This is a genomic window from Mycobacterium sp. SMC-2, from assembly GCF_025263485.1.
Classification (GTDB): domain Bacteria; phylum Actinomycetota; class Actinomycetes; order Mycobacteriales; family Mycobacteriaceae; genus Mycobacterium.
Map to the genome: position 1 here is coordinate 1,017,557 of NZ_CP079863.1, position 26,659 is coordinate 1,044,215.

Sequence of the window (26,659 nt, forward strand, 5' to 3'; positions counted from 1 at the left end):
TCGTTAACGACCCGCGCATTGGTTTTCCAGTGTCACACACGCTGGGTCAACAAAGCGGACAGCGGCCGGAACGGCTGCAGCCACGCTCCCTGGTCAGGCAGCGAATCCAGGCCGATTCGCGGCAACGGCTCCCGGAACACACCGCTGATGTCTTCCAGGTCGACGAAGTCCAAGGTATCCGACGCTAGCGCCCAACTCGCATGTTCGCGAAATCCGATGACTTGAACCGGGACTCCGGTGCGTGCTATTTCCTCCAGCGGTTGACGGAACGCCTGCCCGTCGGCCGACGCCACCACCAGGGCCGCGAGCCCCTCGCTGCGCCGCAGTTCGATGTGGGCAAGCATGTCGCGGTCGACGTCGCTGTCCTCGTCGATCTTCGGCTTGGCGAACACCGCGAACCCCACGTTGCGCAGGGCGTCCACCCAGGGGCGGACGACGTCGGCGCTGCCCGGCGCGATGTTGGTGAAGACGGTGGCCTCGGGTTCGACCACGACGCCCGGCCGCTCGGCGCTGACCTCGGCCGTGCGCGCCAAGAGCCAGCGCCCCAGGGCGTCGAACCGCGGGCGTTCCAGCGCGGTGGGGCGCCGGCCCAGGATGGAGCCGAGCCCCATGTCGAGGTTGGGCGCGTCCCACACCAGCAAGACGCGTCCGCCCGGCGGCGAGAAGCTTCCCAGCGCGTCGTCGGGCAACACCGGCAGGGGTTCCGCTGAAGTGGTCTGTTCTTCCGCCAGGCTCATGGTCATCGCCTACCCGTGTCGTAGCCAGATGAATTCGGTCACGGCGCTGCCCGCCTCGTGGGCCTTCGTCTCGTATTTGGTGGTCGGCCGCACCACCGAGATCGGGAGCGCGTCGGCGGGATCGGCGCGGCGCAGCCGCGGCTCGGCGTCGCCGACCCGGCCGATGTGCTCGGCGTAGCCGGGGTGGTCCGTGGCGACGTGGAGGACACCACCGGGGAGTAACCGGTCGGCGATCAGGCCAATCGTGCCGGGCTGCAGAAACCGCCGCTTGTGGTGCCGGGCCTTCGGCCAGGGATCGGGGAAGAAGACGCGGACCCCGGTCAGCGAGCCGGGCGCGATCAGCCGCTGCAGCACCTCGACCCCGTTCCCGCGGATCAAGCGGATGTTGCCGACCCCCTCGCGGTCGATCGCACAGAGCAGTTGCGCCAGCCCCCGCTTGTAGATCTCGACCGCGATCACATCTATATCGGGCTCATCCTTGGCCATCGCCAGCGTCGATATGCCGCTGCCGCAACCGATCTCGAGCACCAGCGGCGCCTGGCGACCGAACCATGCCCGGGTGTCCAGCGGTGCCTGCCCACCACCTTCGCCTTCCCCGGTGGTGGCGCCCACGGACAGGCCGAGCTCGGGCCACAGCCGTTCCCACGTCTGGCGCTGGGCGTCGGACAGGGCGGAACGTCGGGAGCGAAAGGTCGATGCCGGAAGGTAGCGCTGGTCGCGACGGTCGTCCTGGTCCTCCTCCGGCGCGTCGGGACATACTTCTACCCCGGATTGCGCGTGCATTTGTCCATGGTGGCGCATAAACCGATGATGTAGCCGCCCCTGGTCCAGATTGATACCCAACAGTTGCCTTCAGCTGGTAACAGTCAGACGGTGGCTCGCATCAAAGTGACGCAGGTGCCACCATTCGGTGGGACCCGATCGCCCCCGGGGTCGGATTCACCGAGCCGAACGCAGGACATGAAGGGACCATGAGGGGACAGGGGCACCAGGATTTCGTCGACGAGCTGGCGCGATTTGCCGCCGGCCACGCCGACCCGCGTGTGGCGGCGATCGCCGAGCGGGCCGCCGCGCCGCTGCGCGCGCGGGTTCAGGGCCGCCGCGGCGTGGGTCGCGGCACGGTCGCGCGGGCGCTGGACCGCGCCGGGGCCGCGGCGGGAATCGCGGTGGCCACCGCCGACGGTCGTGCTGCCGACGTCGTCGTGCACGTGACCACCGAGGTGGTCAAGCCGGAAGACATCGACGCGATCGCCGCCGCCGGGCGGCCGGTGGTGGCGGTGCTGAACAAAGCCGACCTGGCCGGGTCCCTGTCCCGCGGGGACGGGCCCCTCGCGGCGGCGCGCACGCGGTGCGCGGAGCTGGCCGCGCTCGCGGGCGTGCCCATGGTTCCGATGACGGGCTTGCTCGCGCTCGCCGCGCTCGACGGCCTGGACGCCCAACTGTGGGCGGCGCTGCGGACGCTGGCCGCGCACCCCGGCGCGGGCGCCGCCCTGGACGGCTCGTTCGCCGGGTTCATGGCGGCGGACAACCCCGTACCGGCCGACGTGCGGCTGCGCCTGCTGGACACCCTGGAGCTGCTCGGCATCGCGCTCGGGGTCGCCGCGGCCCGGCGGGGCAGGACGCACGCGCAGGTGCGGGCGCTGTTGCGCCGGACGAGCGGGGTCGACGCCGTCCTGTCCCACATCTCGGTCGCCGGCGCCGAGGTGCGCTACCGGCGGGTGCTGGACGCCGTCGCGGAGTTGGAGGCGCTGGCCGTCGGCTCGGGTGAACCGGCCGAGCGGATCAGCGCATTCCTGTCCCACGACGACACGGTGGTCGCACGGATGGCGGCGGCCGTCGACTTGGCCAGGGCGGCCGGCCTGGGCCCGGACGTTCCGGGACCCGCTGACCGGGACCGCGACCCGTCGGCGCACCTGCCGGTCGCGGTGCGGTGGCAGCGCTACAGCCGCGCGTCGGTGAGCGACCTGCACCGCGCCTGCGGCGCGGACATCGCCAGGGGATCGATGCGGCTGTGGTCGCGGGCCTGCGGCTCGCTGCCCGGGCAGACGCTGGGGGACTGGCGGTGAGCGATCGGGTCGCCGAAGTCGACGCGCTGGTGGCGGGCATCGCACCGGAGCTGGATGCCCCCGCCGTCCACCGGCGCGACGTGGTGCTGGTGGCCGGACCGTGGATGGCCGGGGTGAGCGCGGTGGCCGCGGCGCTGGGCGAACGGCTGCCGGAGCACAAGTTCGTCGAGTCGGCGGAGTTGGGGCCCGGCGATGCGCCGATGGCCGTGGTGTTCGTCGTCTCCGCGGCCGCCCATCTCACGGACTCCGATTGCGCGCTGCTGGACGCCTCCGCCGCGCACACCGATGCGGTGGTTGCAGTGGTGTCCAAGATCGACGTGCACCGCGGCTGGCGCGAGGTCCTGGCCGCCAACCGCGAGAGGCTGGCCGCGCACGCGCCGCGCTACCGCGGCGTGCCGTGGGTGGGCGCGGCCGCGCTGCCCGACCTCGGCGAGCCGGACGTCGACGATCTGGTGGAGACCCTGTCGACGCGACTGGCCGACTCCGAGCTCGCGCGCCGAAACAGGCTGCGCGCGTGGGAGTTCCGGATCACGACCGTCGCGCAGCGGATCGACCGCGATGCCGACGGCGCCGGCCGGCGGGCGCGGGTCGGCGCGCTGCGCGACGAACGCAGCACCGCCCTGCGGCACCGGCGCGAGGCCAAAACCGAGCGCACCATCACGCTGCGCGGTCAGATCCAGCAGGCGCGGGTCCAGCTGTCGCACCTCGCGCGCAACCGTTGTTCGTCGGTGCGCAGCGAGCTGCAGGAAGACGCCGCGGGATTGTCCCGGCGCGGCATGCCCGGCTTCGAGGCGCACACGCGCGGCCGGCTGGACGAGGTGGTCGCCGAAGTGAACGAAGGCACCGCCGCCCACCTCGCGGACGTCGCGCAGGCGGTCGGGGTCGCGACGACGTTGCCGGACGTGGAGAAGCTGCCGACGGTCGACGTCCCGCCGCCGCCGCTGAAATCGCGGCGGCACGAGACCTGGCTGATGATGCTGCTGGGCGCCGGGTTCGGCCTGGGCGTGGCGCTGACCCTGAGCCGGCTGATGAGCGGGCTGGCCGCCCGGCTCAGCCCGGCGCTGTCCGTCGTCGCGGCCGTCACGTGCGTGGCGATCGGGCTGGCGGTCACCTTGCTGGTGATCAACATCCGCAGCCTGCTGCGCGACCGGGCGCTACTGGACCGCTGGGCGGGCGATGTGACCTCGTCGCTGCGGTCGGTGGCGGAGGAGCTGGTCGCCACCCGCGTGCTGGTCGCCGAGTCGGTGCTGAGCAAGGCGGTGCTGGCCCAGGACGAGGTCGAGAACGCCGAGGTGAGCGAGCAGGTCAGCGCCATCGACCGCGAGCTGCGCGCGCACGCCATGGCCGCGTCGCGCGCCGCGGCCGCGCGGGACCGGGAGATGCCCACAGTGTTGGCGGCCCTGGAGGCCGTGCGTGCAGAACTGGGCGAAGCGGGTATACCTCCAGCCGACGATTCAGCTTCGGACATGAAAAAGGACCCGGAGACCGACGGGCAGAACGGGGCAACTGAAAAACCGGCTTCTAGGAGCGGTGATGGCGATGCGGCGGGATCTTCTGAATCGTTGTTGTGAGAAGGCTTATACCTGCCCGAGACTTCCCCGACAAGTTCCTCACGATAACCTGTAGTTAACGCCACCATGTCCACCGTCGTGTGGGCGACCGCATACGCGACAGGCACGTAAGAGAAGCCCGAGACGCAGAAGAATTCAGGAGACTTCGATGACCTCAGCGACCATTCCCGGTTTGGACACCGCACCCACGAAGCATCAAGGGCTGCTGTCGTGGGTGCAGGAGGTTGCCGAGCTCACCCAGCCTGAGCGGGTGGCGTTCGCCGACGGCTCCGACGAGGAGTGGCACCGCCTGTGCGACCACCTGGTCGAAGCCGGCACGTTCAAGAAGCTCGACAGCGAAAAGCACCCCAGCTCCTACCTCGCCCTCTCCGACCCGGCCGACGTGGCGCGGGTGGAGTCCCGCACCTTCATCTGTTCCGAGCGCGAGATCGACGCCGGGCCGACCAACAACTGGATGGACCCCGCGGAGATGCGGTCCACGATGACCGACCTGTACCGGGGCTGCATGCGCGGCCGGACCATGTGGGTGGTGCCGTTCTGCATGGGCCCGCTAGGCGCGGAGGACCCCAAGCTCGGGGTCGAGATCACCGACTCCGAATACGTCGTCGTCTCGATGAAGATCATGACCCGAATGGGCAAGGCCGCGCTGGACAAGATGGGCGACGACGGCTTTTTCGTCAAGGCGCTGCACTCCGTGGGAGCCCCGCTCGAGCCGGGCCAAAAGGACGTGCCGTGGCCGTGCAGCGATACCAAGTACATCACCCACTTCCCGGAGACCCGCGAGATCTGGAGCTACGGCTCCGGCTACGGCGGCAACGCGCTGCTGGGCAAGAAGTGCTATTCGCTGCGCATCGCCTCGGTGATGGCGCGCGACGAGGGCTGGCTCGCCGAGCACATGCTGATCCTGAAGCTGATCTCGCCGGAGAACAAGGCGTACTACATCGCGGCGGCGTTCCCGTCCGCGTGCGGCAAGACCAACCTGGCCATGCTACAGCCGACCATCCCGGGCTGGCGCGCCGAGACCCTGGGCGACGACATCGCCTGGATGCGGTTCGGCAAGGACGGCCGGCTGTACGCGGTGAACCCGGAGTTCGGGTTCTTCGGTGTGGCGCCGGGCACCAACTGGAAGTCCAACCCCAACGCGATGCAAACCATCTCCGCGGGTAACACCATCTTCACCAACGTCGCCGTGACCGACCACGGCCACGCGTGGTGGGAAGGCATGGAGCCGTCCCCGCACCTGATCGACTGGAAGGGCAACGACTGGTACTTCCGCGAGACGGAAACCACGGCGGCCCACCCGAACTCGCGCTACTGCACGCCGATGTCGCAGTGCCCCATCCTGGCCCCGGAGTGGGACGACCCGCAGGGCGTGCCGATCTCGGCGATCCTGTTCGGCGGTCGCCGCAGGACCACCGTGCCGCTGGTGACCGAGGCCCGCGACTGGCAGCACGGCGTCTTCATCGGCGCCACGCTGGGTTCCGAGCAGACCGCGGCCGCCGAGGGCAAGGTCGGCACCGTGCGCCGCGACCCGATGGCCATGCTGCCGTTCTGCGGCTACAACGTGGGTGACTACTTCCAGCACTGGATCGACGTCGGCAAGCAGTCCGACGAGTCCAAGCTGCCGAAGGTGTTCTTCGTCAACTGGTTCCGTCGCGATGACGAAGGCAAGTTCCTGTGGCCCGGCTTCGGCGAGAACAGCCGCGTGCTGAAGTGGATCGTGGACCGCATCGAGCACCGCGCCGGCGGCCGGACCACGCCGATCGGCACCGTGCCCGCCGTCGAGGACCTGGACCTAAACGGCCTTGACGTCGACCCCGCCGACGTGGCCAAGGCGCTGGAGGTCAACGCCGACGAGTGGCGCGAGGAACTGCCGATGATCGAGGAGTGGTTCGAGTTCGTCGGCGAGAAGCTGCCCACCGGCGTCAAGGACGAGTTCGAGGCGCTCAAGCAGCGGCTGGCCGAGTCCAAGTAGCCCGACTCGGATTCCCCGCAGGGGACCATGACCACTTGACACCCGTCAAGTTTTTCGGCGGTACAGTCTGCGCATGCAGATTCGCGAGTATCTCGGCACCGGCAAGCCGGCCGTCATTCTTCACCCGTCCGGCACGGTCATCACCTTCGACGAGCTCGAGGCGCGGGCCAACCGGCTGGCGCACTACTTCCGGCGGGCCGGCCTGGTCGAGGGCGATGCCGTCGCGATCCTCATGGAGAACAACGAACACATCCATGCGGTCATGTGGGCGGCGCGTCGCAGCGGCCTGTACTACGTGCCGATCAACACCCACCTGACCGCGGGAGAGGCGGCCTACATCGTGGACAACAGCGCCGCGAAGGCGATCATCGGGTCCGCGGCGCTGCGCAAGACGTGCGAGAACCTGGCCGAGCATCTGCCGGGCGGACTGCCCGAGCTGCTGTTCATCGCGGACGACGACCTCGAGGGCTGGCAGCGCTACCCCGAATGCGTTGCGGGCGAGCCGGATACCCCGATCGACGACGAACGCGAAGGCGACCTGCTGCAGTATTCGTCGGGCACCACCGGCCGGCCCAAGGGCATCAAACGCGAACTGCCGCACGTCATACCGGCCGAGGCGCCCGGCATGATGTCGGCGCTGGTCAGCTTCTGGATGACCCCGGATTCGATCTACCTGAGCCCCGCGCCGCTGTACCACACCGCGCCGTCGGTGTGGTCGATGAGCGCGCAGGCCGGCGGGGTCACCACGGTCGTGCTGGAGAAGTTCGATCCCGAAGGCTGCCTCGACGCCATCCAGCGCCACCGTGTCACGCACGCCCAGTTCGTCCCGGCGATGTTCACCCGGATGCTGAAACTTCCTGAAGCCGTGCGTGATTCGTATGACGTGTCCAGCCTGCAGCGGGTGATGCACGCGGCGGCGCCGTGCCCGGTGGAGATCAAGAAGCAGATGATGGACTGGTGGGGGCCGATCATCGACGAGTACTACGCATCCTCCGAGGCGATTGGCTCGACGCTGATCAGCGCGGAGGAGTGGCTCGCCCACCCGGGCTCGGTCGGCAAGCCGATGGCCTGCGAAATCCACATCCTGGACGAGAACGGCAACGAGTTGCCGCCCGGACAGGCCGGCGAAATCTATTTCGCGGGCGGCTATTCCTTCGAGTACCTCAACGACGAGGCGAAGACGGCCGCGTCCCGTGACCGGCACGGCTGGGTGACCGTCGGCGACGTCGGCTATGTGGACGACGAGGGCTACCTGTACCTGACCGACCGGCGCCACCACATGATCATCTCGGGCGGGGTGAACATCTATCCGCAGGAAACCGAGAATCTCTTGGTCACCCACGCAAAGGTGTTGGACGCGGCGGTGTTCGGGGTTCCCGACGAGGAGATGGGGCAGCGCGTACTGGCGGTCGTCCAGACCGTCGATCCGGCCGACGCCACCGACGAGTTCGCCGAAGAGCTGCTGAACTGGTTGCGGGATCGCTTGGCGCACTACAAGTGTCCGAAATCGATCGCGTTCGAGGCGCAGCTGCCGCGTACCGACACCGGCAAGCTCTACAAGAACGGGCTGATCGAGAAATACTCGGTGTGACCCATGCTCCGCGTGGTGGACCTGTCGAGCGCGCCGGATGCCGGCCCGGAAACCGACACCGCGTCCCCGCCGGGGGTGATCGTGGCGCACGGCGCGGGGACCGACCTCGCCAATGGCGAATCATGGCTTCAAACAGCGACTTTCACCTTGACCGAGGACCCCTGTGACGACAGTCGGGTCGTCACGGTGGATTCGGTGCCCGACGCGCTCGCCGAGCTGACCGCGCGCTGTCAGCGTTGGCCGCAGGCCAGCAGCGTGTGTGACGACGTGTTGCGCGGGGTCGACCCGGGCGGGCCGGCGCTGCCCGCGGTGGTGACCGAGTCGCTGGCCTACTCGACGTTGCAGGCCGGCCCCGAGTTCGCGCGCTGGCTGGCCGAACGCGGTCCGGCCCGGATGCCGGAGTGCGCCGACCCGGTGCGGACCCGGCGGGACGGCGACACGCTACGCATCGTGTTCAACCGTCCGCACCGCCACAACGCGTTTTCCACCGACGCGCGGGCCGCGCTCCTGGAGGCGCTGACCGTCGCGCAGCTGGACCCGTCGGTGACCGGGATCGTGTTGAGCGGCAACGGACCGTCGTTCTGTAGCGGGGGAGACCTCGGCGAATTCGGCACCTTCGCCGACCCGGCGAGCGCGCACCTGGCCCGCACCCGGCACAGCCCCGCCCTGGCGCTCGATGCGCTCACCGCCCGGCTCGGCCGCGCCTGCCGGGCGGAGGTGCACGGCCGGGTGATGGGCAGCGGGCTAGAGATGGCGGCGTTCTGCGGATGGGTCACCGCGCGTTACGATTCGGTGTTCGGGCTGCCCGAACTGCAGCTGGGCCTGATCCCCGGCGCCGGCGGGACGCTCAGCGTCACCCGCCGGATCGGCCGTTGGCGCACAGCCTATCTCGTGCTGTCCGGGCGCACCATCGACACCGACACCGCGTTGGCCTGGGGTCTGATCGACGCGACTGACGCCTAAAGTGTTGTCAGAAGCCGGAATACGTGGTGGTCGTGGTCGACGGCAGGTTCGAGACGGCGATCACGCCGATGACCGCGTACAGGATCACCAGGATCACCGCGAACACGGCGCCGGCGATGGCGCCAATGATGGCCCACTTCTTGGCGTTGTCGGCCGCCGCCTGGGCCTCGGCGTACCGGCCCTGGGACCAGAGTCCGGACACCTTGGTGGAGTACACGATCGACACGATTCCGAGCGGAAGACAGCACAACACGGTGCACAGGATGGCCCAGACGAGGTAGTTCTCCGGCTCGGGCTGGCCTTGCCAGCCCGGTTGCGGCGCCTGCCAACCCGGTTGCTGGCCCGGCCAACCCGGCTGCTGCCCCTGCCAAGGCGGCGGCTGGCCCTGCCATTCCGGCGAGCCTTCGTACGGCCCTGGGGGATAACTCATCGCAGCCGACTTTCTTTCGTCGCAGTACCTTTTACTTCCGCGCCGCTTTGCTGGTGTGAGAAGTCAGGCAAATATACAGCACGCCCCGACGTCAGGCGCGCATATTCTCCGGTCCCACTCAGATGCCGCCCCGCGCGACAAGTTGGGCGGCGATCACGTTGCGCTGAATCTCGTTGGTGCCCTCGCCGACGATCATCAGGGGCGCGTCGCGGAAGTAGCGCTCCACGTCGTATTCGCATGAGTAGCCGTAGCCGCCGTGAATCCGCACCGCGTTCAGGGCGATCTCCATCGCCACTTCCGAGGCGAACAGTTTGGCCATGCCGGCTTCCATGTCGCAGCGTTCGCCGCTGTCGTAGCGCTCGGCCGCATACCGGGTGAGCTGCCGGGCGGCGGTCAGTTTGGTCGCCATGTCGGCCAGGTAGTTGCCGACCGACTGATGCTTCCAGATCGGTTGCCCGAAGCTCTCCCGCTGCTGCGCATAGGCCAGCGCGTCCTCGAGCGCCGCCGTGCCCACGCCCAGGGCCCGGGCGGCCACCTGGATGCGGCCCGTCTCTAGCCCCTTCATCATCTGCGAAAAGCCCTCGCCCATCCGGCCACCCAAGATCGCGGACTCGGGTGCCGAGAAGTCGTCGAAGGACAGCTCGCAGGACTCGACGCCCTTGTAGCCCAGCTTGGGCAGGTCGCGAGACACCGTCAGGCCGGGCCCGTGCTGGACGAGCACGATCGAGATGCCCTTATGGCGCGGCGTGGCATTCGGATCGGTCTTGCACAGCAGCGCGATCAGCCCGGACCGCCGCGCATTGCTAATCCACGTCTTGGAGCCGTTGATCCGCAGGCCGCCGGAACCGTCCGGTAGCGCCGTCGTCGTCATGTTCTGCAGGTCCGAGCCGCCGCCGGGTTCCGTCAGCGCCATGGTGGCACGCAGCTCGCCGGTCGCCATCGGCGGCAGGTAGGCCCGCTTCTGCTCCTCGGTCCCGAACAGCGTCAGCAGCTTGGCCACCACGGTGTGCCCGCCCATCGCGCCGGCCAGGCTCATCCAGCCGCGGGCCAGCTCCTCGGTGACCCGCACGTAGCACGGCATGGATACCGGCGAGCCGCCGTATTCCTCGGGAATGGCCAGGCCGTAGATGCCGATCCGCTTCATCTGCTCGATCCACGCCTCGGGATAGGTATTGGCGTGCTCGACGTCGCGGACGGTCGGCTTGACGTCCCGGTCGACGAACGCCCGCACCGTGGCGACCAGCATCTCTTCTTCGTCGTTCAGCTCGTTGCTCACCTGTGCCATATTGGCCCCGTGACTTATGCGCGTGTACGCGAGGGCGGCCCCTACTTCGACGATCTCTCGGTGGGCCAGGTGTTCGACTGGGCGCCGGCGGCGACGCTATCGGCGGGGATGGCCGCCGCACATCAGGCGATCCTGGGAGACCGGCTGCGACTGGCCCTCGACGGCGTGTTGTGCACCGCGGTGACCGGCGTGCCGGGGCCGCTGGCGCATCCGGCGCTCGTCTGCGACGTGGCAATCGGGCAGTCGACGCTGGTGACCCAGCGCGTGAAGGCCAACCTGTTCTACCGCGGACTGGCGTTCCACCGCTTCCCCGTCATTGGCGACACCATCTACACCCGCACCGAAGTGGTTGGGCTGCGTGCGAATTCGCCTAAGCCGGGCCGGGCGCCGACGGGGCTGGCGGCGCTGCGGATGATCACCATCGACCAGGCCGACCGGCTGGTCCTCGACTTCTACCGGTGTGCCATGCTGCCCGCCAGCCCGGACTGGCAGCCCGACGGGGCGCCGCACGACGACTTGTCCGCCGTCGGCGCCGACGTGCCGGGCCCGGCGCACGATCCGACCGAGCACTGGGACGCCGACGTGTTCCGCGCCAGGGTGCCCGGCCCGCACTTCGACCCCGGCCTGGCGGGCACCGTGCTGCGCAGTACCGGCGACGTCGTCAGCAGCGCGCCCGAACTCGCCCGGCTCACCCTGAACATCGCTGCCACCCATCATGATTCGCGTATCGGCGGGCGCCGGCTGGTGTACGGCGGGCATACCATCGGGCTCGCCCTCGCGCAGGCGAGCAGGATGCTGCCGAACCTGGTGACGGTGCTGGGCTGGGAGTCCTGCGACCACACCGGTCCGGTCCACGAGGGCGACACCCTGTACAGCGAGCTGCACGTCGAGTCCGCCGAGCCGACCGGCCACGGGGGCGTACTGGGGCTGCGGTCGCTGGTCTACGCCGTCGGCGACGCGGCGGGCGAGCCGGACCGCGCGGTACTGGACTGGCGGTTCAGCGCGCTGCAGTTCTGAGGGCTCGGGTTACGCGGCCTTGTTGCGGATTGCGATGTCGAGGTAGGGCAGGAACAGACCGATTGGCAGATCCGGACGTTGCCGGCGCAGCAAATTGGCGTAGCGGCGACTGCTGGATAGCCGATAGTGGAGCCAACGAAGCAGGTTTTGCCTTATTTGGAAGCTGTGCCGGTCGACCATGAACTCGAGCTCTTTGATGGGTCCCAGCGCCAGCTCTATCTCGTGGTAGCTGACGCCCCGTCCGCGGCGAGCGAGTTCGAGTTTCGCCTCCGCCGAGCCGGTATCGAACGGTGACGCTTGATATCTCACCGTTTGCTTGAAGTACTCCAATGCGATCTCATCGGGCAGCCAGTGGAAGAACGGCAAGTCCGCGGTGTGGTTGTCATAAGGCCAGAGCCGATTCGGCGCTTCGAGGATGCAAAGAATGCCATTGTCCACCAACAGGTTCCATGCTGCTCCCAAACTGCGCAACCGCTCGTCAAATGTCATGTGTTCCAGCGATGCGAAGAAAATCACGAAATCGAAGCTGTGGTGTTCGAAGTGGGTGTCCATCTCGGTCGCGTTCATCACGTGCAGTGGCTGTTCGCCAAGTCCGAAGAACCGCAACCTCGCCCGCGCCACCTCGACCGATTCCGGTGTGACGTCGATGCCGGTGACTTGGCTGCCCTGCTCGGCCAAGGCGAAGACCGACGATCCGGTTCCGCAGCCGATCTCGAAAACCCGCGCCCCGTCCAGGCGACGTAACGCATTGAGCCAGGGCACGTACTCGTGTCGGTCGAAAATCAGGCGCCCGGCAGTGTGCTCCTGAAGCTCGTGCCTGCCGACGTCCGAATTCCAAAAGTCCTTCGTCGACCAGTTTTCGAGCAGGTGATTGCGAAACTGGTCGAGTTTCGCCGGATCGAGTGGCACGAATCGTCGACGCACATCGGCGGTGGCCCTGTCGGCACGCCATACGATGCGGCGCGCCGATTCTTTCGCGCGATCCCTCGTGAGCCACCGTGGCGCGCATCCTATGTCCCGCTCGCAGTTGTGCACGATGTCCCCCGCGCGGCTGGTGAGTGCGCCGCAAAGGCCGGCGCGCAATGCAAGCTCACGGTAATACCGCCAAGGACGTCGGTCCACCACTTTCCGCCACCGAGCCCGGCACCAAGCGTGCGCGGCTCAGGCCTCGTTGGGGACGAAGACGAAGCTCAGGCCTCGTTGGGGACGAAGACGAAGTTGTTGACGTAGACGCCGCGGGCTGCCCAGTCGTCCTCTGCGCCGCCGACGTTCGCCGGATTCTGATGTTCGGCCGCGTCGAACCGCGTGACCGGTAGCCGAGCACCGTTGAGCTCGAAATAGCCGGCGTACCCCAGCCCGGTCAACAACTCGGCGATCTCGGCGACGGCGTTGGGATGATGGCGTTCCTCGGCTTCCACGACGACCGCGGGCCGGTTGCGGGTGAGAGTTTCCGCGGCGCCGCGCAACACGGCCAGTTCGTGTCCCTCCACGTCGATCTTGATCAGGCCGACATTGTCCAAGTGCAGATCGTCCAGCCGCTTGACCGGCACGTCTATGCTCTGCACCCGACCGCCGCTCACGTCGCTGAGGACGTTGTCGGTGTCGATCGTGCTGCGGCCCGGTTCGGACTCGACCAGCCGCATGGTCGCCACGCCGACCTTGTCCGACAGCGCGACTGCTTCCACCCGCACCGCCGCGCCGACCGCCTCGAACATCGCCGCCAGGTCGCGCGCCTGGGCGGGCCTGGGTTCGAACGCGATGACCGATTGCGACGACGGCAGCATTGCGATCGTGAACTCGCCGACGTCGGCTCCGATGTCCAGCGAGACCCGGTTCGGATCACACAAGGACACCGCCAGCTGCACGTCCGGGCGGGATTCACCGAGGCGTTGCAGGATGCGGTACCTCCGCCGCCAGAACAGGCGTGGCGCGACAGACCTTGCCGCGGGGGCAAGCCATCGTTTGGCTGAGCGTGCGACGGGCATCTGTCGTGTCTCCAGCAGCCTTTTGCCGAGCTCTCAGCATAATCGACGAGCCGTGTCCCCCGGCTGCGACCAGATCACCCGGTGAAACGTCAGCCAAGCCAAAGCGCGCGATCCATACTGGTAGTGATGTGGCGTTCGTCGAAGATGAGGGCGCTGGCCATGCTGGCGTGTGCGGGGGTGTTGCTTGCCGGGTGGGATGATTCGGCCGGCCCCAGTCCGCTGAACGCGATCGTCCTTCCGCCCGTGCTTGCCAACGTTCAGCAGGTGCCCAATCCGCTGCGCGGCCAGTACGAAGATCTCCTGCAACCGCTTTTCCCGCAGGGCAATCCGGCGCAGAGGCGGTACCCGGCGTGGCCGGAGGCCTATGACGCGGGTTTGCGTATCCCGTGGCGGGCGTTGCAGCCCACGGATCCGCGCACGTTGCCGGCCGATGCCCCCGACGACCGCAAGTTCGACTTCAGCGTGATCGACACCGCGCTGACGAAGCTGGGCAAGCGCAACATGCGGTTGATGCTTCGGGTGTACGCCTACAACTCCTACGGCGACGCGTTCTACCCCAACCGCTCGAACATCGCGGTTCCCGACTGGGTGGCCGCCCTGCCCGGTGCCGTCACCCGCTATCCGGGGCCGCCGAACAGTCCCGAAGCCTGGCTGACGCAGGTGGTGCCGAACTGGAACGACCCCGGGTACCTGAATGCTTTTTCGCAGTTGCTGGCCGCGCTGGGCCGCCGCTACGACCGCGACGAACGGCTCAGCGTGTTCGAGTTCTCCGGGTACGGCGATTTCAGCGAAGGCCACATCGCCTATCTGCGTGATGCGCTGGGTGCGCCGGGACCGGCGCCCGAGGACAGCGTCGCCAAGCTGGGCTACTACAGCCAGTGGCGCGACCAGAACATCACCAAGGACTCGATTCGGCGGCTGGTTGCGGCCAATGTCGACGCGTTCCCCCATACCAAGTTGGTGGCCAACGCGCCGAACCCGGAGATCGTGCGGCAGTTGTTCGCCGACGACGTCACCAAGAAACTGTCCTACCCGGTGGGTATCCGCTCCGATTGCCTCGGTGTCTACTCGGTGTTGCCGGCCTGGGCCGAGTTGAAAGACTCCTATTACGTTCGGGCGAAGGATCCGCTCGTCGACGTGGTCAAGCAGCGGATCGCCTCGGGGCTGGTGGTCACGGAATGGTGCCAGCTGCCCGCCGGAACCGACCCGCGGTCGTACTACCAAAAGGGCCTCCACGACGTGGTCAACTATCACGTGGCGATGACGTCGAGCTTCAATTTCCCGGACCGGGAAGCGACGGTGCCGATGGACCCCGAGTTGTATGCGCTGTGGGCGAAAGCCAACGCGTTCTCCGGCTATCGGTACACGGCGGAGGTGCGGCCGGGATCGGAGTCGATATTCGATGGGGTGGCCCAGATACCCGTCACCTGGACCAACCACGGCGCCGCCGCGACGACCGAGAAATGGGTGCCCGGTTACTGGCTGGTGGATTGGTGGGGCAAGGTGGTCCGCACGCTGCCCTCGACCATTGACCTGAGGAAGGTGACCCCCGGTCAGGGCGAAACGCCCGGTGAAATGCCGATCCCGGGGCAGGCCACCGAATCCGTGTCCATCGACCTCAGGGGGTTGGCGCCGGGGCACTACACGCTGCGCGCCTCGGTGGACTGGCAGGAGCACAAGCCCGGCGCCTCGCATGTGGTGAACTATCCGCCCATGGCGTTGGCGCGCGACGGGCGAGACGACTTGGGGTCCTACCCAATCGAAATGATCGACATCCCGTTCGATGCCCTGGCCGTTCCGCTGAGTGGCGTGCGGAAGCCATCCGGTAGGTAGGGCGTCCGGGATTCACCGAGCCCGGAATACCCGCCAATTCGATAGCGAGACTATCGATCTCGGTTCCCGCGCCCTGGCGACCGTCTCGGCTTCCCCAAAACCATTGCCCGATATTTACGGTACTGCTAGTTTTCTAGTGATCCGCATCACTCGGTTGGTTTAGCGAACCTTCACTGCCCGCGGCCTTAGCGAGGTGGAAGATGAGTTCAGCCGGTCACCTCAAGACCACCGTCGTCTCTGTTCACGCGAGCCATGCGAGCGGCGCGCCCGCCGTGACGATGTCCCGTCGGTTGCGGAAAGCGCCGCTGGTCGTTTCCGCGTGCGCCGCATTGGTGCTCAGTGGATGCGGCGGTCACATCGACGCCGGGCCGCTGTCGGCGATGGTCGATAGGCCCGCGCCGTTGCCCGCGATCGTCAGTCAGCCCCGTCCGCACCCCGCTTACGAGGTACCCAATCCGCTGCGCGGCCAGTATGAAGATCTCCTGCAACCGCTTTTCCCGCAGGGCAATCCGGCGCAGAGCCGGTACCCGGCGTGGCCGGAGGCCCATGACGCGGGTTTGCGTATCCCGTGGCGGGCGTTGCAGCCCACCGATCCGCGCACGTTGCCGGCCGATGCCCCCGACGACCGCAAGTTCGACTTCAGCGTGATCGACACCGCGCTGGCGGAGCTGGGCAAGCGCAACATGCGGTTGATGCTTCGGGTGTACGCCTACAACTCCTACGGCGACGCGTTCTACCCCAACCGCTCGAACATCGCGGTTCCCGACTGGGTGGCCGCCCTGCCCGGTGCCGTCACCCGCTATCCGGGGCCGCCGAACAGTCCCGAAGCCTGGCTGACGCAGGTGGTGCCGAACTGGAACGACCCCGGGTACCTGGACGCCTTTTCGCAGTTGCTGGCCGCGCTGGGCCGCCGCTACGACCGCGACGAACGGCTCAGCGTGTTCGAGTTCTCCGGGTACGGCGATTTCAGCGAAAACCACATCGCCTATCTGCGCGACGCGCTGGGTGCGCCGGGACCGGCGCCCGAGGACAGCGTCGCCAAGCTGGGCTACTACAGCCACTGGCGCGACCAGAACATCACCACCGACTCCATTCGGCGGCTGGTTGCGGCCAATGTCAACGCGTTCCCCCATACCCAATTGGTGGTCAACCCGCCGAACCCGGAGATCGTGCGGCAGTTGTTCGCCGACGACGTCACCAAGAAACTGTCCTACCCGGTGGGCATCCGCTCAGATCACCTCGGCGTCCGCTCGGTGTTGCCGACCTGGGCCAGGATCACCCAGTCTTATTACGTGCAGACCGATGATCCGCTTGTCGACGTGGTCAAGCGGCGGCTGGCCTCGGCGCCCGTCATCACCGAATGGGGCGAGTTGCCCACCGGAGTCGACCCACATTCCTACTACGAAAGCGCCCTGCAGGACGTGATCGACTGCCACGTATCGATGACGTCGAGCCTCAATTTCCCGGACCGGGAATCCACGGTGCCGATGGACCCCGGCTTGTATGCGCTGTGGGCGAAGGCCAACGCGTCCGCCGGATACCGCTATTCGGTTGAGGCCCAGCCGGGTTCGCAATCGATTCGGGGCAACGTGGCGACCGTATCGGTGGTGTGGACAAATTACGGCTCTGCTGCCGCCTTCGAGCACTGGGCACCGGTCTACAAGCTGGTGGATTCCTCGGGATTGGTGGTGCGGACGCTGCCGGCAAAGGTCAACCTCAGGACGCTCGTCCACGACGGCTCCGGGAAATCGCCTCAGGAGGCCGTCCCGGCATCCGCGGCCGAGTCGGTGCCCGTCGACCTGACCGGCCTGGCGCCCGGGCAATACACGCTGCGCGCGTCGGTGGACTGGCAGCAGCACAAACCGGCCGCCTCGCACGTGGTGAACTATCCGCCCATGGCATTGGCGCGCGACGGGCGAGACGACGCCGGATCGTATCCGATCGCAACGCTCGACACGGAGCGTAAGGTGCTGTCCGCCGCCACCCCGCAACCAGCGGCGGACGGGGGGTAAACAGCAAAGTTTCGATTGCCGGGCGGAGGGCGGATCGTTTTCGGGATAAGCCGCATGACGATGCTGCATAATGTGTAGCGCGGTTTGCGCCGCGGGGGCGCAGCGAACGGAACCGGTGCGTTTCGGGTGGCTTCAGCTCAGGAGTAGGGGATGGATTTCCGCGCCTTTGTTGAGATCCTCCTCGCGCGTTGGAAACTCGCCACGAGCGCATTGCTGTTGTGTCTGGTCGGTGCGGCGGCCGTCACGGTCTTTCAGAACAAGGCCTACCAATCGTCGGCAACGCTCCTCCTCTCCATTTCCGGCGAGACCGACGTCACCGAGGTGTACTGGGGTGGGCAGGCTGCGCAAGACCGGTTGTCGTCGTACGCCGAGATCGCCGGCGGGCGCGCCGTGGCGGAGCGTGCGGTCAGTCAGCTCCAACTCCCGATCAGCCCCGGCGCCCTGGTGCGGCAAACCCAGGTGAAATACACCCCGAAGTCGATGCTGTTCACCATCACCGTCACGGACTCCGATCCCAAGCGTGCCGCGCTGCTCGCGGGAGGGATGGCCGATGCGTTCACCGCGTTGGTCCCGACGCTCGATGCCAATCCGCGCACGCCACGCCCGGGCACACCGCAGATGCCCACCTCGCAACCGACGACCCGGGCGACGGTGGTGAAGGAGCCCGAGGTACCCAGTCATCCGAGCAGGCCAGTGCCGGTGCGCAACATGGCGATGGGGCTTGTCGCCGGGCTGCTGCTCGGCATCGTGGTGGCGCTTGCCCGCGACGCCGGCGATCGCACCGTGCGCAGCCGCCGCAAGCTGGAACAGCTCTCGGGTTTGCCGACTTTGGCCGAGTTGCCACGGGAGCGCGGCAGGGCACCGAGGTCGGCAACTGATGTCAAGGTTGACGACGCCGTGCGTGGCTTGCGCACCCGGCTGCTCAGGGCGATGGGACCCGAGGCCCGAAGGGTGCTGGTGGCGGCGCCGTTCGGCGGTGAAGGAACCACAACAACAGCGCTGAACCTCGCGCTGGCGTTCGCCGAACTCGGCGACCGGGTGCTGTTAATCGAGGGCGATACTCGCCGGCCCGTGATCGCGGGTCTGTTTGAAGTCAAATCCGGTGAGGGACTGGCCAACGCGCTGGCCGACCCCACTATCGCCGCGGAAGCGGTAGCGCCGACGGCGATTTCAAAGCTGTTCGTTCTCGCGTCGCGGTTTGCCCGCCGCGAGACCGTGCCGTGCGGCGCGTACCCGCCCGAAGTGATCGACACCGTGCTGAAGGACTTGTCGGCACGCTTCGACCGGGTGGTGGTCGACGGCCCGCCGGTGCTGGCGACGACCGACAGCGTTCTGCTCGCCGGCGCCGTTGAGGCCACGGTGTTGGTCGTGCGGGCGCGGCGCACCACCACCGATGAAATCAACGACGCCCTGAATTCGCTGCGCTCGGCCGGCGCGGAGGTCGTCGGCACCGTGCTGACCGACGCCCCGGTGCCACGGCACATCAGGGCCGCGGCTCGGATGTACCGCGCTAAGGCCAACGAATCGCCGTGATGCTCTACCTGCCGCGTCGCTATCGCTTGGCGGTGGCTTCGGTCATGCTGGCGGCGTTCGTGTTGGGCTGCTTCGCGGTGGGCGTGTTCTCGGTACGGCGGGCCGACCAGGGGGCGATGCTGATCCTCGCGATGTTCAGCCTGGTCATCTACCGGGTGAAACCGGAAGCGATGATCGGCATCGCGTTGTTCTGGGCGTTCGCGGCGCTGCCGGCGGGCTTGCACGTCGGGAAGGTCTTCGGCCCGGCGGTGATCTACGGATACCAAGTGGCAGTGGTGCTGGCGATCTGCTACGTGATTCCACGTGTGCGACTGCGGTTCTCCGATTACCTGCCGCCCGCGATATTGGCGTTGACGGTGCTGTTCTTTACCGCTGTGGGATTCGCGACCGGGCATCCGGCGTGGGTGGTGATCCGTGAATCGCAGACCCTGCTCGAGATGGTCGCCGGGTTCGTCCTGGCGTTGTTGATCGTGCATGGCGACTACGTCAGGTTGGCGATCCGCGCGCTGCTGCTGATTCTGTGGTTCTCGGCGGGAATGGCAATCGTGAGTTCGGGGCACGCCATCCAGCTGGCCGGGCGGGCGGAAAGCCTGATGGGAACGGGCGCCGGCGCAGCTCTCCGCATCATCATCTCCACCCAGACGCCGGCCACCGCCGTGCTGACCGCATTGATCGCCGCTGTGATCGTCGGCCGGGTCAGGCCCGCAACGTATCTCGCGCTGGGCCCGCCCGCGCTGATCATTGCGCTGCTGTCGTTCAGCCGCAACCCGTTGATCTGCTTTGCGGTGGCCGCCGCGGTGGCCCTGCTTGCCAGCTTTGGCTGGCCGGCCCTGCGCCGGACCGCGGCCCTGATCGCGATCAGCGCGGCGGTCGTCGCCGTGACGGTGCCGGGTGCGCTGTTTCTTTTGCAGGGTTCGTCGAGCGGGGCGTGGCTCGCCGACCAGCTCAGCGCGTTCAATCGACGGGTGCTCAGCGGGGTTTCGTCCGGTGCCCTCGCGGTGGACGAATCGACGCAGGACAGGATACGGGAAGTCGCAAACCTCAACCGCGCGATCGCCCAGGCGCCGCTGTTCGGGCACGGCCTCGGTTACGCCTACCAGCCGGCGCGCGGGGACGACCCCGGAGAATTCGGCGTTCAGTTCTACCCCACCTATTCGCACAACTTCTACCTGTGGTGGCTCGTCAAAGCCGGCGCGGTGGGCATGGCGGCGTTTGTCCTGTTCGCGTTCGGCCCGCTGATCCGCGCGTTGCGCCGCGCGTCGGCGCCGGCGAAGATCAGTGCGGCGGTCAGCGCCGGCCTGCTCGCGATGTCCGCCGTGTGGCCATTGGCCGAGATGCCGGTCGACGCCTTGGCATTGGGTCTGGCCCTGGGATCGACGATGGGGTTCGCCAACCCGCGACGTGCGGGCCAGGATGCGGGCGGGACGGATGACAACAGGGCACCGGCGCCGGTCGGCGCGACCGGATGAGATTTGAAGGCGCGACGCCGGCGGATGACCGGCTGCGGGTGCTCCTGGCCGGCCCGGCCCCGGCCGGGCCGGCCAGCCGGGGTGGCATGGCCACGGTGATCGCCCTCATGGCAGCGCATCCCGACGAGCGATTCCGCATCACCGTGGTGCCGACCTTCGTCGACGAGTCGGTGTGGCGGCGGCTGATGGTCGGCGTCCACGGGATGCTGCGCGCCACCTGGCTGGTGCTGCGCGGGCACACCGACGTCTTGCACGTTCACTTGGCGCACGGCGGCAGCGTGATTCGCAAGGCGCTGCCGCTCATGGCGGCGCGGTTGGTCGGCGTACCGACTGTGGTGCACGCCCACAGCTATGACTTCGGCGGTTGGTTCGATGGCCTGCCGCCGCCGGGCCAGGCACTGGTGCGGCACGCACTGTTCGCCGATCGCTGGCTGGTGCTGGGCGAGCGTCATGTCGAGGAGTATGCGACACGGCTGCGGTTACCGCCCGGGCGGATCAGCGTGCTGCACAACGCCATCCGGATTCCGGACGCCCCGGTGATCCAATCCGGTGTCGAGCGGGTGCACGCCGTCACGCTCGGTCGGCTGGGGGTGCGCAAGGGCAGCTATGACGTGATCGCCGCCGTGGCCGCACTCGATGCGACGGTTCGCGGTCGTCTGCGGGTGACACTCGCCGGCGACGGGGAGGTCGATGAGGTGCGCGCGGCGGTCGCCGCGAACGGGCTGGGTGGAACCATTCACGTGGCGGGATGGCTGGAGTCGGCGGCACGCGACGAATTGCTCAGCGACGCTCACGTTTTCGTGCTGCCAAGCCGTGATGAAGGTTTGCCGATGGCGCTGCTGGAGGCGATGGCATACGGGCTGGTGCCGGTGACGACGATGGTGGGCAGCATCGGGGAGGTGGTCAGCGACCGCGTCGACGGCCTGCTGGTGCAGCCCGGCAGCCCCGGGCAGATCGCGGAGGCCCTGAGCGCACTGGTGACCGACGAAGACCTGCGGGCCCGTCTGGGCGCTGCGGCACGCCAGCGGGCCGGTGACTTCGGCCTCGACTGCTGGTATCAGCGGCTGACGCGGCTGTGGACCGATCTGGCGAGCAGGCCCGCGCTTTCCCGTTGAGCTCGTGTGGCGCGGCGGACGCGATCATCGCCGATGGGCACTACGGCCCCATAGGAAAGGCCCAAGTGCCCTGTCGCACAGGGGGCATGGCCAGCAAAATGTTCACGGTGTGTGGAGCGACAGCCGGCTTCAGGTCCCCGGCGGTGATCCCATAGGAGTACGACGATGGCGACAGCCAGCGTGACCGGTGCCGGCGCCACGCCGCCGAACGCCGGGTTGACGCAGAGCGACGCTGTCCTCCTGGAGTTCTTCGAAGGGCAAGCGGAGTCCAACCAAGAGTTTTGGCGGCGGTTGGGAACCGCACCCCCCGACTGGACCGGCAAACGGGTTCTCGATGCCGGCAGCGGCCACGGCGCCCTGTCGATCGAGATGGCCCAGGCGGGGGCGACCGTGCTGGGCGTCGACCTGGACGAGAACCTCGTCTCATTCGCAAATCGCATTCTGGCGCAACGATTCCCGCATCTGCTCAGCCGGGTGACATTTCGAGTGGCCGATGCGGCGTCCCTACCGGTGGACCAGCCGTTCGATGTGATCGTCTGCAAAGACACCCTCGAGCACGCCCCGGACGTCGCGGGGCTGCTGAGGGCGCTCGGCGGGCAGTTGGCCCGGCCCCATGGACTTCTCTACGTGGGTTTCAGCCCGCTGTACTACAGTCCTTTCGGCGACCACGGCCGCACCGGGTTGAAAGTGCCCTGGGCACACGCGGTTTTGCCCAAGCGCGTGGTTTATGCGGCCGCCGCCCGACACAACGGCCATCCGGTGGCCTCGCTGATGGACATCGGCCTCAACGGCAACACTCCCGAGCAGTTCCGGGCTGCCTTCGACGCCAGCGGGCTGCGGCTCCTGAGCATCGGCTACAACCGCGGCGCCAAGCGGTTGCTGCCCACACTCGACAAGGCGCGCAGGCACTTCCCGCGGCTCGAAAGATTCACCACCATAAGCATCTACGCCACCTTCGGAGTCTGATCGTCAAGTCGAATGTCAAATTGGTTGCGGGACGCCGCTACGGGCGTCGATTCAAGGCGATCATTGTCTGGGCGCGCCCGGACGCGGCGGTGGCAGCGCCTCGTCGAGGTGTTCCCGTCGCTGTCTGAAATGCGAGTGCTGGACCTCGGTGGGACGCCCGAGGCGTGGCGACTTGCACCGGTGCGGCCCAAGTCGGTCACCACGGTAAACCTGCTGCCGCCGGAGTCCGTGGGCGAGGGCATCGTCACGGTCCGCGGGGACGCGTGTGACCTGCCCGGCGCGGTCGCGCGCGACCACTTCGACCTTGTCTACTCCAATTCGCTGATCGAACACGTGGGCGGTCACGCGCGCCGGCAACGACTCGCGGACAACGTCCACTCCCTCGCCGACCGCCATTGGGTGCAGACACCGTACCGATACTTTCCGATCGAACCGCACTGGCTCTTTCCGGGCATGCAATGGCTGCCGTACGAGGCGCGGGTTCAGATATCGATGCGCTGGCACCGTGGCTACATTCGTACCTACTCTCGGGAAGAGGCGCAGGAACAGGTCGACGAGATCGATCTGATCGGCATTTCGCAGATGCGTCGATATTTCCCGTCATCCGTCATCTGGTACGAACGATTCGCCGGTTTGATCAAGTCTCTGATCGCCATTCGGGCCTGACCGTGGTTGCGTCGCTTTAGTTTGTGCGCCCTCAAATCACTTGCGCCACTTGGCTCAATTAGCGCGCACTGTCGCCGCGGGTGTGGTGACCGGCCCGGTAGCCGAGTAGTTAGTTGGGTGTTGGTGGTGGTTGGGGTTGGAAGGGGTCGTACCACCACCATTGGGCGCGTTCGCCGGTGGGTCCGGGGCAGGGTGGCACGGCGGGTGGGGGTTGGGTGGGTGGGCGGGCCAGTGATCCCGGGCTCAGTGCTTGGCCGGCGTCGTCGGTGACGGTGAGAGTGTGTGCGGGTCCGGTGATGGTGATGACGCCGCGGTGGTGCGACCGGTGATGATAGGGACAGACCAAAACGAGGTTGGCCAGCTCGGTGGGGCCGCCGTCTTCCCAGTGCCGGATGTGATGGGCGTGCAGGCCCCGGGTGGCGCCGCAACCGGGAACCACGCACATGCGGTCGCGATACTCCAGCGCGCGGCGCAACCGCCGGTTGATCACCCGGCTGGCCCGGCCGGCGCCGATGACCTGACCGTCGCGTTCGAACCACACCTCAGCCGTGGCATCACAGGTCAAATATTGGCGTTCGGCGTCGGACAGCAGCGGGCCCAGATGCAGCGCGGCGGCGCGCTGGGCCACGTCGAGGTGCACCACCACGGTGGTGTGCTGCCCGTGGGGCCGGCGGGTGGCCTCGGCATCCCACCCGGCCTCGACCAGGCGCAGAAACGCCTCGAGGGTGCCCGGCAACGGCGGCCGCTGATCGGAGGCGCCCTGGCCGTTGTCGTGGTCGTGTTTCCATTCGGCGATCAGCGCCTCACGATGAGAGGCCAAGGCGGCGTCGAACGTCGCCGCGTCGGGCTGCGCAAGGGTGATCCGGTAGCAGCTGAACTGCTCGTCGGGGGTGGTCGTGGTGATCGAGGGCTGCGGTTGCGGCCGGGAATCGGGGTCGGGTCGCGGTTCGAGCTTGACCGCGGTGCGCAGCTGGGTGACCGTGGCGACGTGCGCCAGCTGCGCGTAGTGCTCATCAGATCCCTCACCGGCGCGCCCCGCGATGACGCCGACCTGATCCAGCGACAGCCGACCCTCTCGCATGCCCGCAGCACAGCGCGGAAACTCCTCCAGCCGGCTCGCGACGGTGGCGATCGTCTGCGCATTGGCCGGCGAGCAGCCCGTCGTCCAGGCCACCAACGCCGGCACCGAGCGCGCCCCCGTGCCTCCCCACAACTGCTCACGATCGATCTCGGCGACAATCCCCACGATGCGCCCATCGATGGCGTTACGCTGACCGGTCAACTCCGCCAACTCCTCGAACAACCCCTCAAGGCGCTCTTTAGGACCCACCACCACGGCCTCAGCAGATGCGGTCGAAGACATAACCACATCAAAGCAGCCGGGTACGACAACTCCCGGCTACCCAATCCACCGCGGGGAGTGGCCGGCAGCAGTGGCAAAGCCGGACAGCCTCATTGGCCACCAAACGCTGCCCACCGCAGCCATCAGCACCACCACCTGCGCGCCGCCGCTGGCACCGTCGAGCATGCCCTTGGGGCCGTGTGCCGATTTATCTACGGAGTGACCTATTTTTCGAGGCGGGCAGACTCTGGCTTACGTATTACGTAGGTGAGGTTATTGTGCCGCCACGCCAGCGCCCCAAAAGACAAGGCCCACAGGAATTTCGCGTATGCCCGGGTTACCCGGACCCGAGCACCCGCGCCGCGCACATAGTAGGTGTGGCCGCGCTCTTCGAGGATCGAGCATCCGTGTCTGGTGCAGAAGTCGCGCATGCCGTCGCGGGAGAGCAGGGGCGCATAGTAGGTGGGAAACGGTGAGTGGCCGGGCTTTCCGGCATCCGGGTAACGAACGAAGTACCGGTAGTAGGCGACGTGCACCCAGAAGGGCACGTGTCTGGCGGTCCAGCCGTACACGGAATCCCGATCCGGGATACGCAGCACCAGAAGCCCTCCCGGCTTGAGCCCGTTGAGCATGTTGACGAGCGCGCCTTCGGCGTCGGGGATGTGCTCGAGGACGAACGAGTTGTAGATGACGTCGTAGCGGCTGGGCTCGATGGTTGCCGGCACCGTAAGGTCGCCGATGAGCGCCTCGTCCAGGTCTCTCTTCGTCTCGATGCGGCTTTGGAGTGCATCCGGGTCGATGTCGATACCCGTCAACCGGTGGTCGACGCCGTCGAGGTCGAGTGGCCAGTCAAGCCCGCAGCCGGCTTCCAGGATCTCCAGCGGGCCACCAAGACCTCTGATGGCCGACGAGACGAGCGTCACCTCCTCGCTCCAGCTGTCGACGGTTTCCAACTTCGACCGGGTCCTCACTTGGCCCTCCGCAACTTTCGTTGGCGGACGGCTTCGGGCGCCTCACCCGTGGCCCTAACCCGAACCCGCGCTGCCCGATTGGCCCATGCGCTAGCTCGGTACCTCAGCCGCGCCATGCAGTATTGGGCCCACCAGAGCGCTCTTTTGTAACCGACTGCACTCCGACAGATCTCCAGGTAGCGTTGCGAACTCCCGGCCTCCACCGCCTGCCTGTCCTCCAACAACCGCACACACCGAAATGCCAAGTCGAACGAGCCATAGCAGTGATGCGCGATCATCGCCAAGTGCTTCAACTGTTCGTCGCTCATCCCGTCCGGGTGGACGAAGTCCCGCACATAGACGACATCGGTCTCCAAGATCTGGTTCAGCGGTCGGTAGGGATCGCCGAGCACAAAGTCACCGATCACCCACTTCTTCACGTCGCCGGAAATGCAGTGGGGAACAAACCCCTGACGTCGCAGCTCCAAATCGATCTCCCCGAACGGGGGCTGGTCTTGATACACGGTGATGAAAGAAACCTCGGTCTGAATGGCCACCGCTCCCGCGAGCTTCGTCCGCCCGTTCTGGAATACGGCCAGTTCCCCGCCCTGGATGTCGATCTTGAGCAAATCGAGGTGCTCAATCTCGTCGATGTCATCGAGCCGATGGGTGTCGATGGGAACGCGCGCGACCACGTCACCGAACCCATCGAAGAGGGTGAACAGCCCTTGCGTCAGCAGGTCGGGCTCGAGCAGGCTGGTCATCGCACCCGGTGGCGGACAGACCTTCAGGGTCTGGGGCTTTCCGTCGCCCAGCGCGTACGGCAGGTAGCGCTCGTACGGGCCGCATGTGTCTTGCAACTCGCGCAACGCCTCGCGCCCCGGCTCGAAACCCGTCAGGTGACATAGGCCGGCATTGAGCATCGGTGTGTAGGGCCAGTCGCCGCAGCTCCGGCTCGCCCCGACATCCACGACGTGGGTGAGGCGTGCCGGGGCGAGGAGGTCCCGTACCGTGCTAGTCAACGCGCCACCGCCGTATGCCCGTACCGTCCGGGCGCTTTCACGGCGCGCCGGCCGGTCCGCCCGCCCGAAATGCCCTGTGGGAAGCGGTCAGTGCGCATCGGCGGTGTCAATCGCGGCCGCCAACCTAGACT

The 26,659-nt window shown here is 67.5% G+C and carries 22 protein-coding genes; 13 read left to right on the forward strand and 9 right to left on the reverse strand.

What is annotated here, in order from left to right; translation table 11 throughout:
* Window positions 1–32 precede the first annotated feature (32 nt).
* Both KXD96_RS04855 and trmB read right to left on the reverse strand, forming a co-directional pair.
* Entirely contained in the window at window positions 33–743 is a 711-nt protein-coding gene (locus KXD96_RS04855) for an NYN domain-containing protein (protein ID WP_396877983.1), read from the reverse strand.
* A 3-nt stretch (window positions 744–746) separates the two neighbouring features.
* Window positions 747–1,538, reverse strand: a complete 792-nt coding sequence (gene trmB / locus KXD96_RS04860; RefSeq protein ID WP_260743281.1) for a tRNA (guanosine(46)-N7)-methyltransferase TrmB — start codon at window positions 1,536–1,538, stop codon at window positions 747–749.
* A 170-nt stretch (window positions 1,539–1,708) separates the two neighbouring features.
* Here trmB and KXD96_RS04865 point away from each other — a divergent pair, with 170 nt between their 5' ends.
* From KXD96_RS04865 to KXD96_RS04885, 5 genes are all read left to right on the forward strand, one after another.
* Window positions 1,709–2,803 carry a hypothetical protein gene (locus tag KXD96_RS04865; RefSeq protein WP_260743282.1) on the forward strand — a complete coding sequence of 365 codons (1,095 nt, stop codon included), beginning with the start codon at window positions 1,709–1,711 and terminating at the stop codon, window positions 2,801–2,803.
* A complete protein-coding gene (locus KXD96_RS04870) occupies window positions 2,794–4,374 on the forward strand; it encodes a hypothetical protein (RefSeq protein WP_260745217.1) in 1,581 nt (526 codons plus the stop codon). Before KXD96_RS04865 ends, KXD96_RS04870 begins: the two co-directional genes overlap by 10 nt.
* A 148-nt stretch (window positions 4,375–4,522) precedes the next feature.
* Window positions 4,523–6,349: a phosphoenolpyruvate carboxykinase (GTP) gene (locus tag KXD96_RS04875; RefSeq protein ID WP_260743283.1), complete on the forward strand. Its 1,827-nt coding sequence runs from the start codon at window positions 4,523–4,525 to the stop codon at window positions 6,347–6,349.
* A gap of 73 nt (window positions 6,350–6,422) precedes the next feature.
* Window positions 6,423–7,940 (forward strand): fatty-acid--CoA ligase FadD4, encoded by a 1,518-nt coding sequence (fadD4, locus tag KXD96_RS04880; RefSeq protein WP_260743284.1) that lies wholly within the window; start codon window positions 6,423–6,425, stop codon window positions 7,938–7,940.
* A gap of 3 nt (window positions 7,941–7,943) precedes the next feature.
* Window positions 7,944–8,903, forward strand: coding sequence for an enoyl-CoA hydratase/isomerase family protein (locus KXD96_RS04885; RefSeq protein ID WP_260743285.1), 960 nt, complete (start codon window positions 7,944–7,946; stop codon window positions 8,901–8,903).
* Window positions 8,904–8,910: 7 nt separating this feature from the next.
* On the opposite strand, the gene KXD96_RS04890 is transcribed toward KXD96_RS04885, so the two are convergent.
* Together KXD96_RS04890 and KXD96_RS04895 are read right to left on the reverse strand one after the other, a co-directional pair.
* Window positions 8,911–9,333 carry a CD225/dispanin family protein gene (locus tag KXD96_RS04890; protein WP_260743287.1) on the reverse strand — a complete coding sequence of 141 codons (423 nt, stop codon included), beginning with the start codon at window positions 9,331–9,333 and terminating at the stop codon, window positions 8,911–8,913.
* Between the two features lie 118 nt (window positions 9,334–9,451).
* Complete coding sequence (locus tag KXD96_RS04895) at window positions 9,452–10,597, reverse strand: acyl-CoA dehydrogenase family protein (protein WP_260745218.1); 1,146 nt, start codon at window positions 10,595–10,597, stop codon at window positions 9,452–9,454.
* A 30-nt stretch (window positions 10,598–10,627) separates the two neighbouring features.
* Between KXD96_RS04895 and KXD96_RS04900 the strand changes: the two genes are divergently transcribed.
* On the forward strand, window positions 10,628–11,635 hold the full coding sequence (locus KXD96_RS04900; protein ID WP_260743288.1) for a MaoC family dehydratase: 1,008 nt from the start codon (window positions 10,628–10,630) through the stop codon (window positions 11,633–11,635).
* A 9-nt stretch (window positions 11,636–11,644) separates the two neighbouring features.
* Here the strand turns inward: KXD96_RS04900 and KXD96_RS04905 are convergent, their stop codons facing one another.
* Window positions 11,645–12,718: a bifunctional 2-polyprenyl-6-hydroxyphenol methylase/3-demethylubiquinol 3-O-methyltransferase UbiG gene (locus KXD96_RS04905; RefSeq protein ID WP_260743290.1), complete on the reverse strand. Its 1,074-nt coding sequence runs from the start codon at window positions 12,716–12,718 to the stop codon at window positions 11,645–11,647.
* Between the two features lie 107 nt (window positions 12,719–12,825).
* Window positions 12,826–13,620 (reverse strand): FkbM family methyltransferase, encoded by a 795-nt coding sequence (locus KXD96_RS04910; RefSeq protein ID WP_260743291.1) that lies wholly within the window; start codon window positions 13,618–13,620, stop codon window positions 12,826–12,828.
* Window positions 13,621–13,746: 126 nt separating this feature from the next.
* Here KXD96_RS04910 and KXD96_RS04915 point away from each other — a divergent pair, with 126 nt between their 5' ends.
* From KXD96_RS04915 to KXD96_RS04945, 7 genes are all read left to right on the forward strand, one after another.
* The gene (locus KXD96_RS04915) at window positions 13,747–15,453 is read left to right on the forward strand and encodes a hypothetical protein (protein WP_396877989.1); all 1,707 of its coding nucleotides are present in this window, start codon (window positions 13,747–13,749) and stop codon (window positions 15,451–15,453) included.
* Window positions 15,454–15,731: 278 nt separating this feature from the next.
* The gene (locus KXD96_RS04920; RefSeq protein WP_260745220.1) at window positions 15,732–17,465 is read left to right on the forward strand and encodes a hypothetical protein; all 1,734 of its coding nucleotides are present in this window, start codon (window positions 15,732–15,734) and stop codon (window positions 17,463–17,465) included.
* A 150-nt stretch (window positions 17,466–17,615) separates the two neighbouring features.
* Entirely contained in the window at window positions 17,616–18,998 is a 1,383-nt protein-coding gene (locus KXD96_RS04925) for a polysaccharide biosynthesis tyrosine autokinase (RefSeq protein WP_260743292.1), read from the forward strand.
* Window positions 18,989–20,467, forward strand: coding sequence for an O-antigen ligase (locus KXD96_RS04930; RefSeq protein ID WP_260745221.1), 1,479 nt, complete (start codon window positions 18,989–18,991; stop codon window positions 20,465–20,467). Before KXD96_RS04925 ends, KXD96_RS04930 begins: the two co-directional genes overlap by 10 nt.
* Entirely contained in the window at window positions 20,464–21,582 is a 1,119-nt protein-coding gene (locus tag KXD96_RS04935) for a glycosyltransferase family 4 protein (protein ID WP_260743293.1), read from the forward strand. Before KXD96_RS04930 ends, KXD96_RS04935 begins: the two co-directional genes overlap by 4 nt.
* A 165-nt stretch (window positions 21,583–21,747) precedes the next feature.
* Window positions 21,748–22,548 (forward strand): bifunctional 2-polyprenyl-6-hydroxyphenol methylase/3-demethylubiquinol 3-O-methyltransferase UbiG, encoded by an 801-nt coding sequence (locus KXD96_RS04940; protein WP_260743294.1) that lies wholly within the window; start codon window positions 21,748–21,750, stop codon window positions 22,546–22,548.
* A gap of 12 nt (window positions 22,549–22,560) precedes the next feature.
* A complete protein-coding gene (locus KXD96_RS04945) occupies window positions 22,561–23,214 on the forward strand; it encodes a class I SAM-dependent methyltransferase (protein ID WP_260743295.1) in 654 nt (217 codons plus the stop codon).
* A 109-nt stretch (window positions 23,215–23,323) separates the two neighbouring features.
* Here the strand turns inward: KXD96_RS04945 and KXD96_RS04950 are convergent, their stop codons facing one another.
* The 3 genes from KXD96_RS04950 to KXD96_RS04960 form a co-directional block, all read right to left on the reverse strand.
* Window positions 23,324–24,577 (reverse strand): HNH endonuclease signature motif containing protein, encoded by a 1,254-nt coding sequence (locus KXD96_RS04950; RefSeq protein WP_260743296.1) that lies wholly within the window; start codon window positions 24,575–24,577, stop codon window positions 23,324–23,326.
* 203 nt (window positions 24,578–24,780) lie between these two features.
* Complete coding sequence (locus KXD96_RS04955; RefSeq protein ID WP_260743298.1) at window positions 24,781–25,527, reverse strand: bifunctional 2-polyprenyl-6-hydroxyphenol methylase/3-demethylubiquinol 3-O-methyltransferase UbiG; 747 nt, start codon at window positions 25,525–25,527, stop codon at window positions 24,781–24,783.
* Window positions 25,524–26,528 carry an FkbM family methyltransferase gene (locus KXD96_RS04960; RefSeq protein ID WP_260743300.1) on the reverse strand — a complete coding sequence of 335 codons (1,005 nt, stop codon included), beginning with the start codon at window positions 26,526–26,528 and terminating at the stop codon, window positions 25,524–25,526. Before KXD96_RS04960 ends, KXD96_RS04955 begins: the two co-directional genes overlap by 4 nt.
* Window positions 26,529–26,659 lie beyond the last annotated feature (131 nt).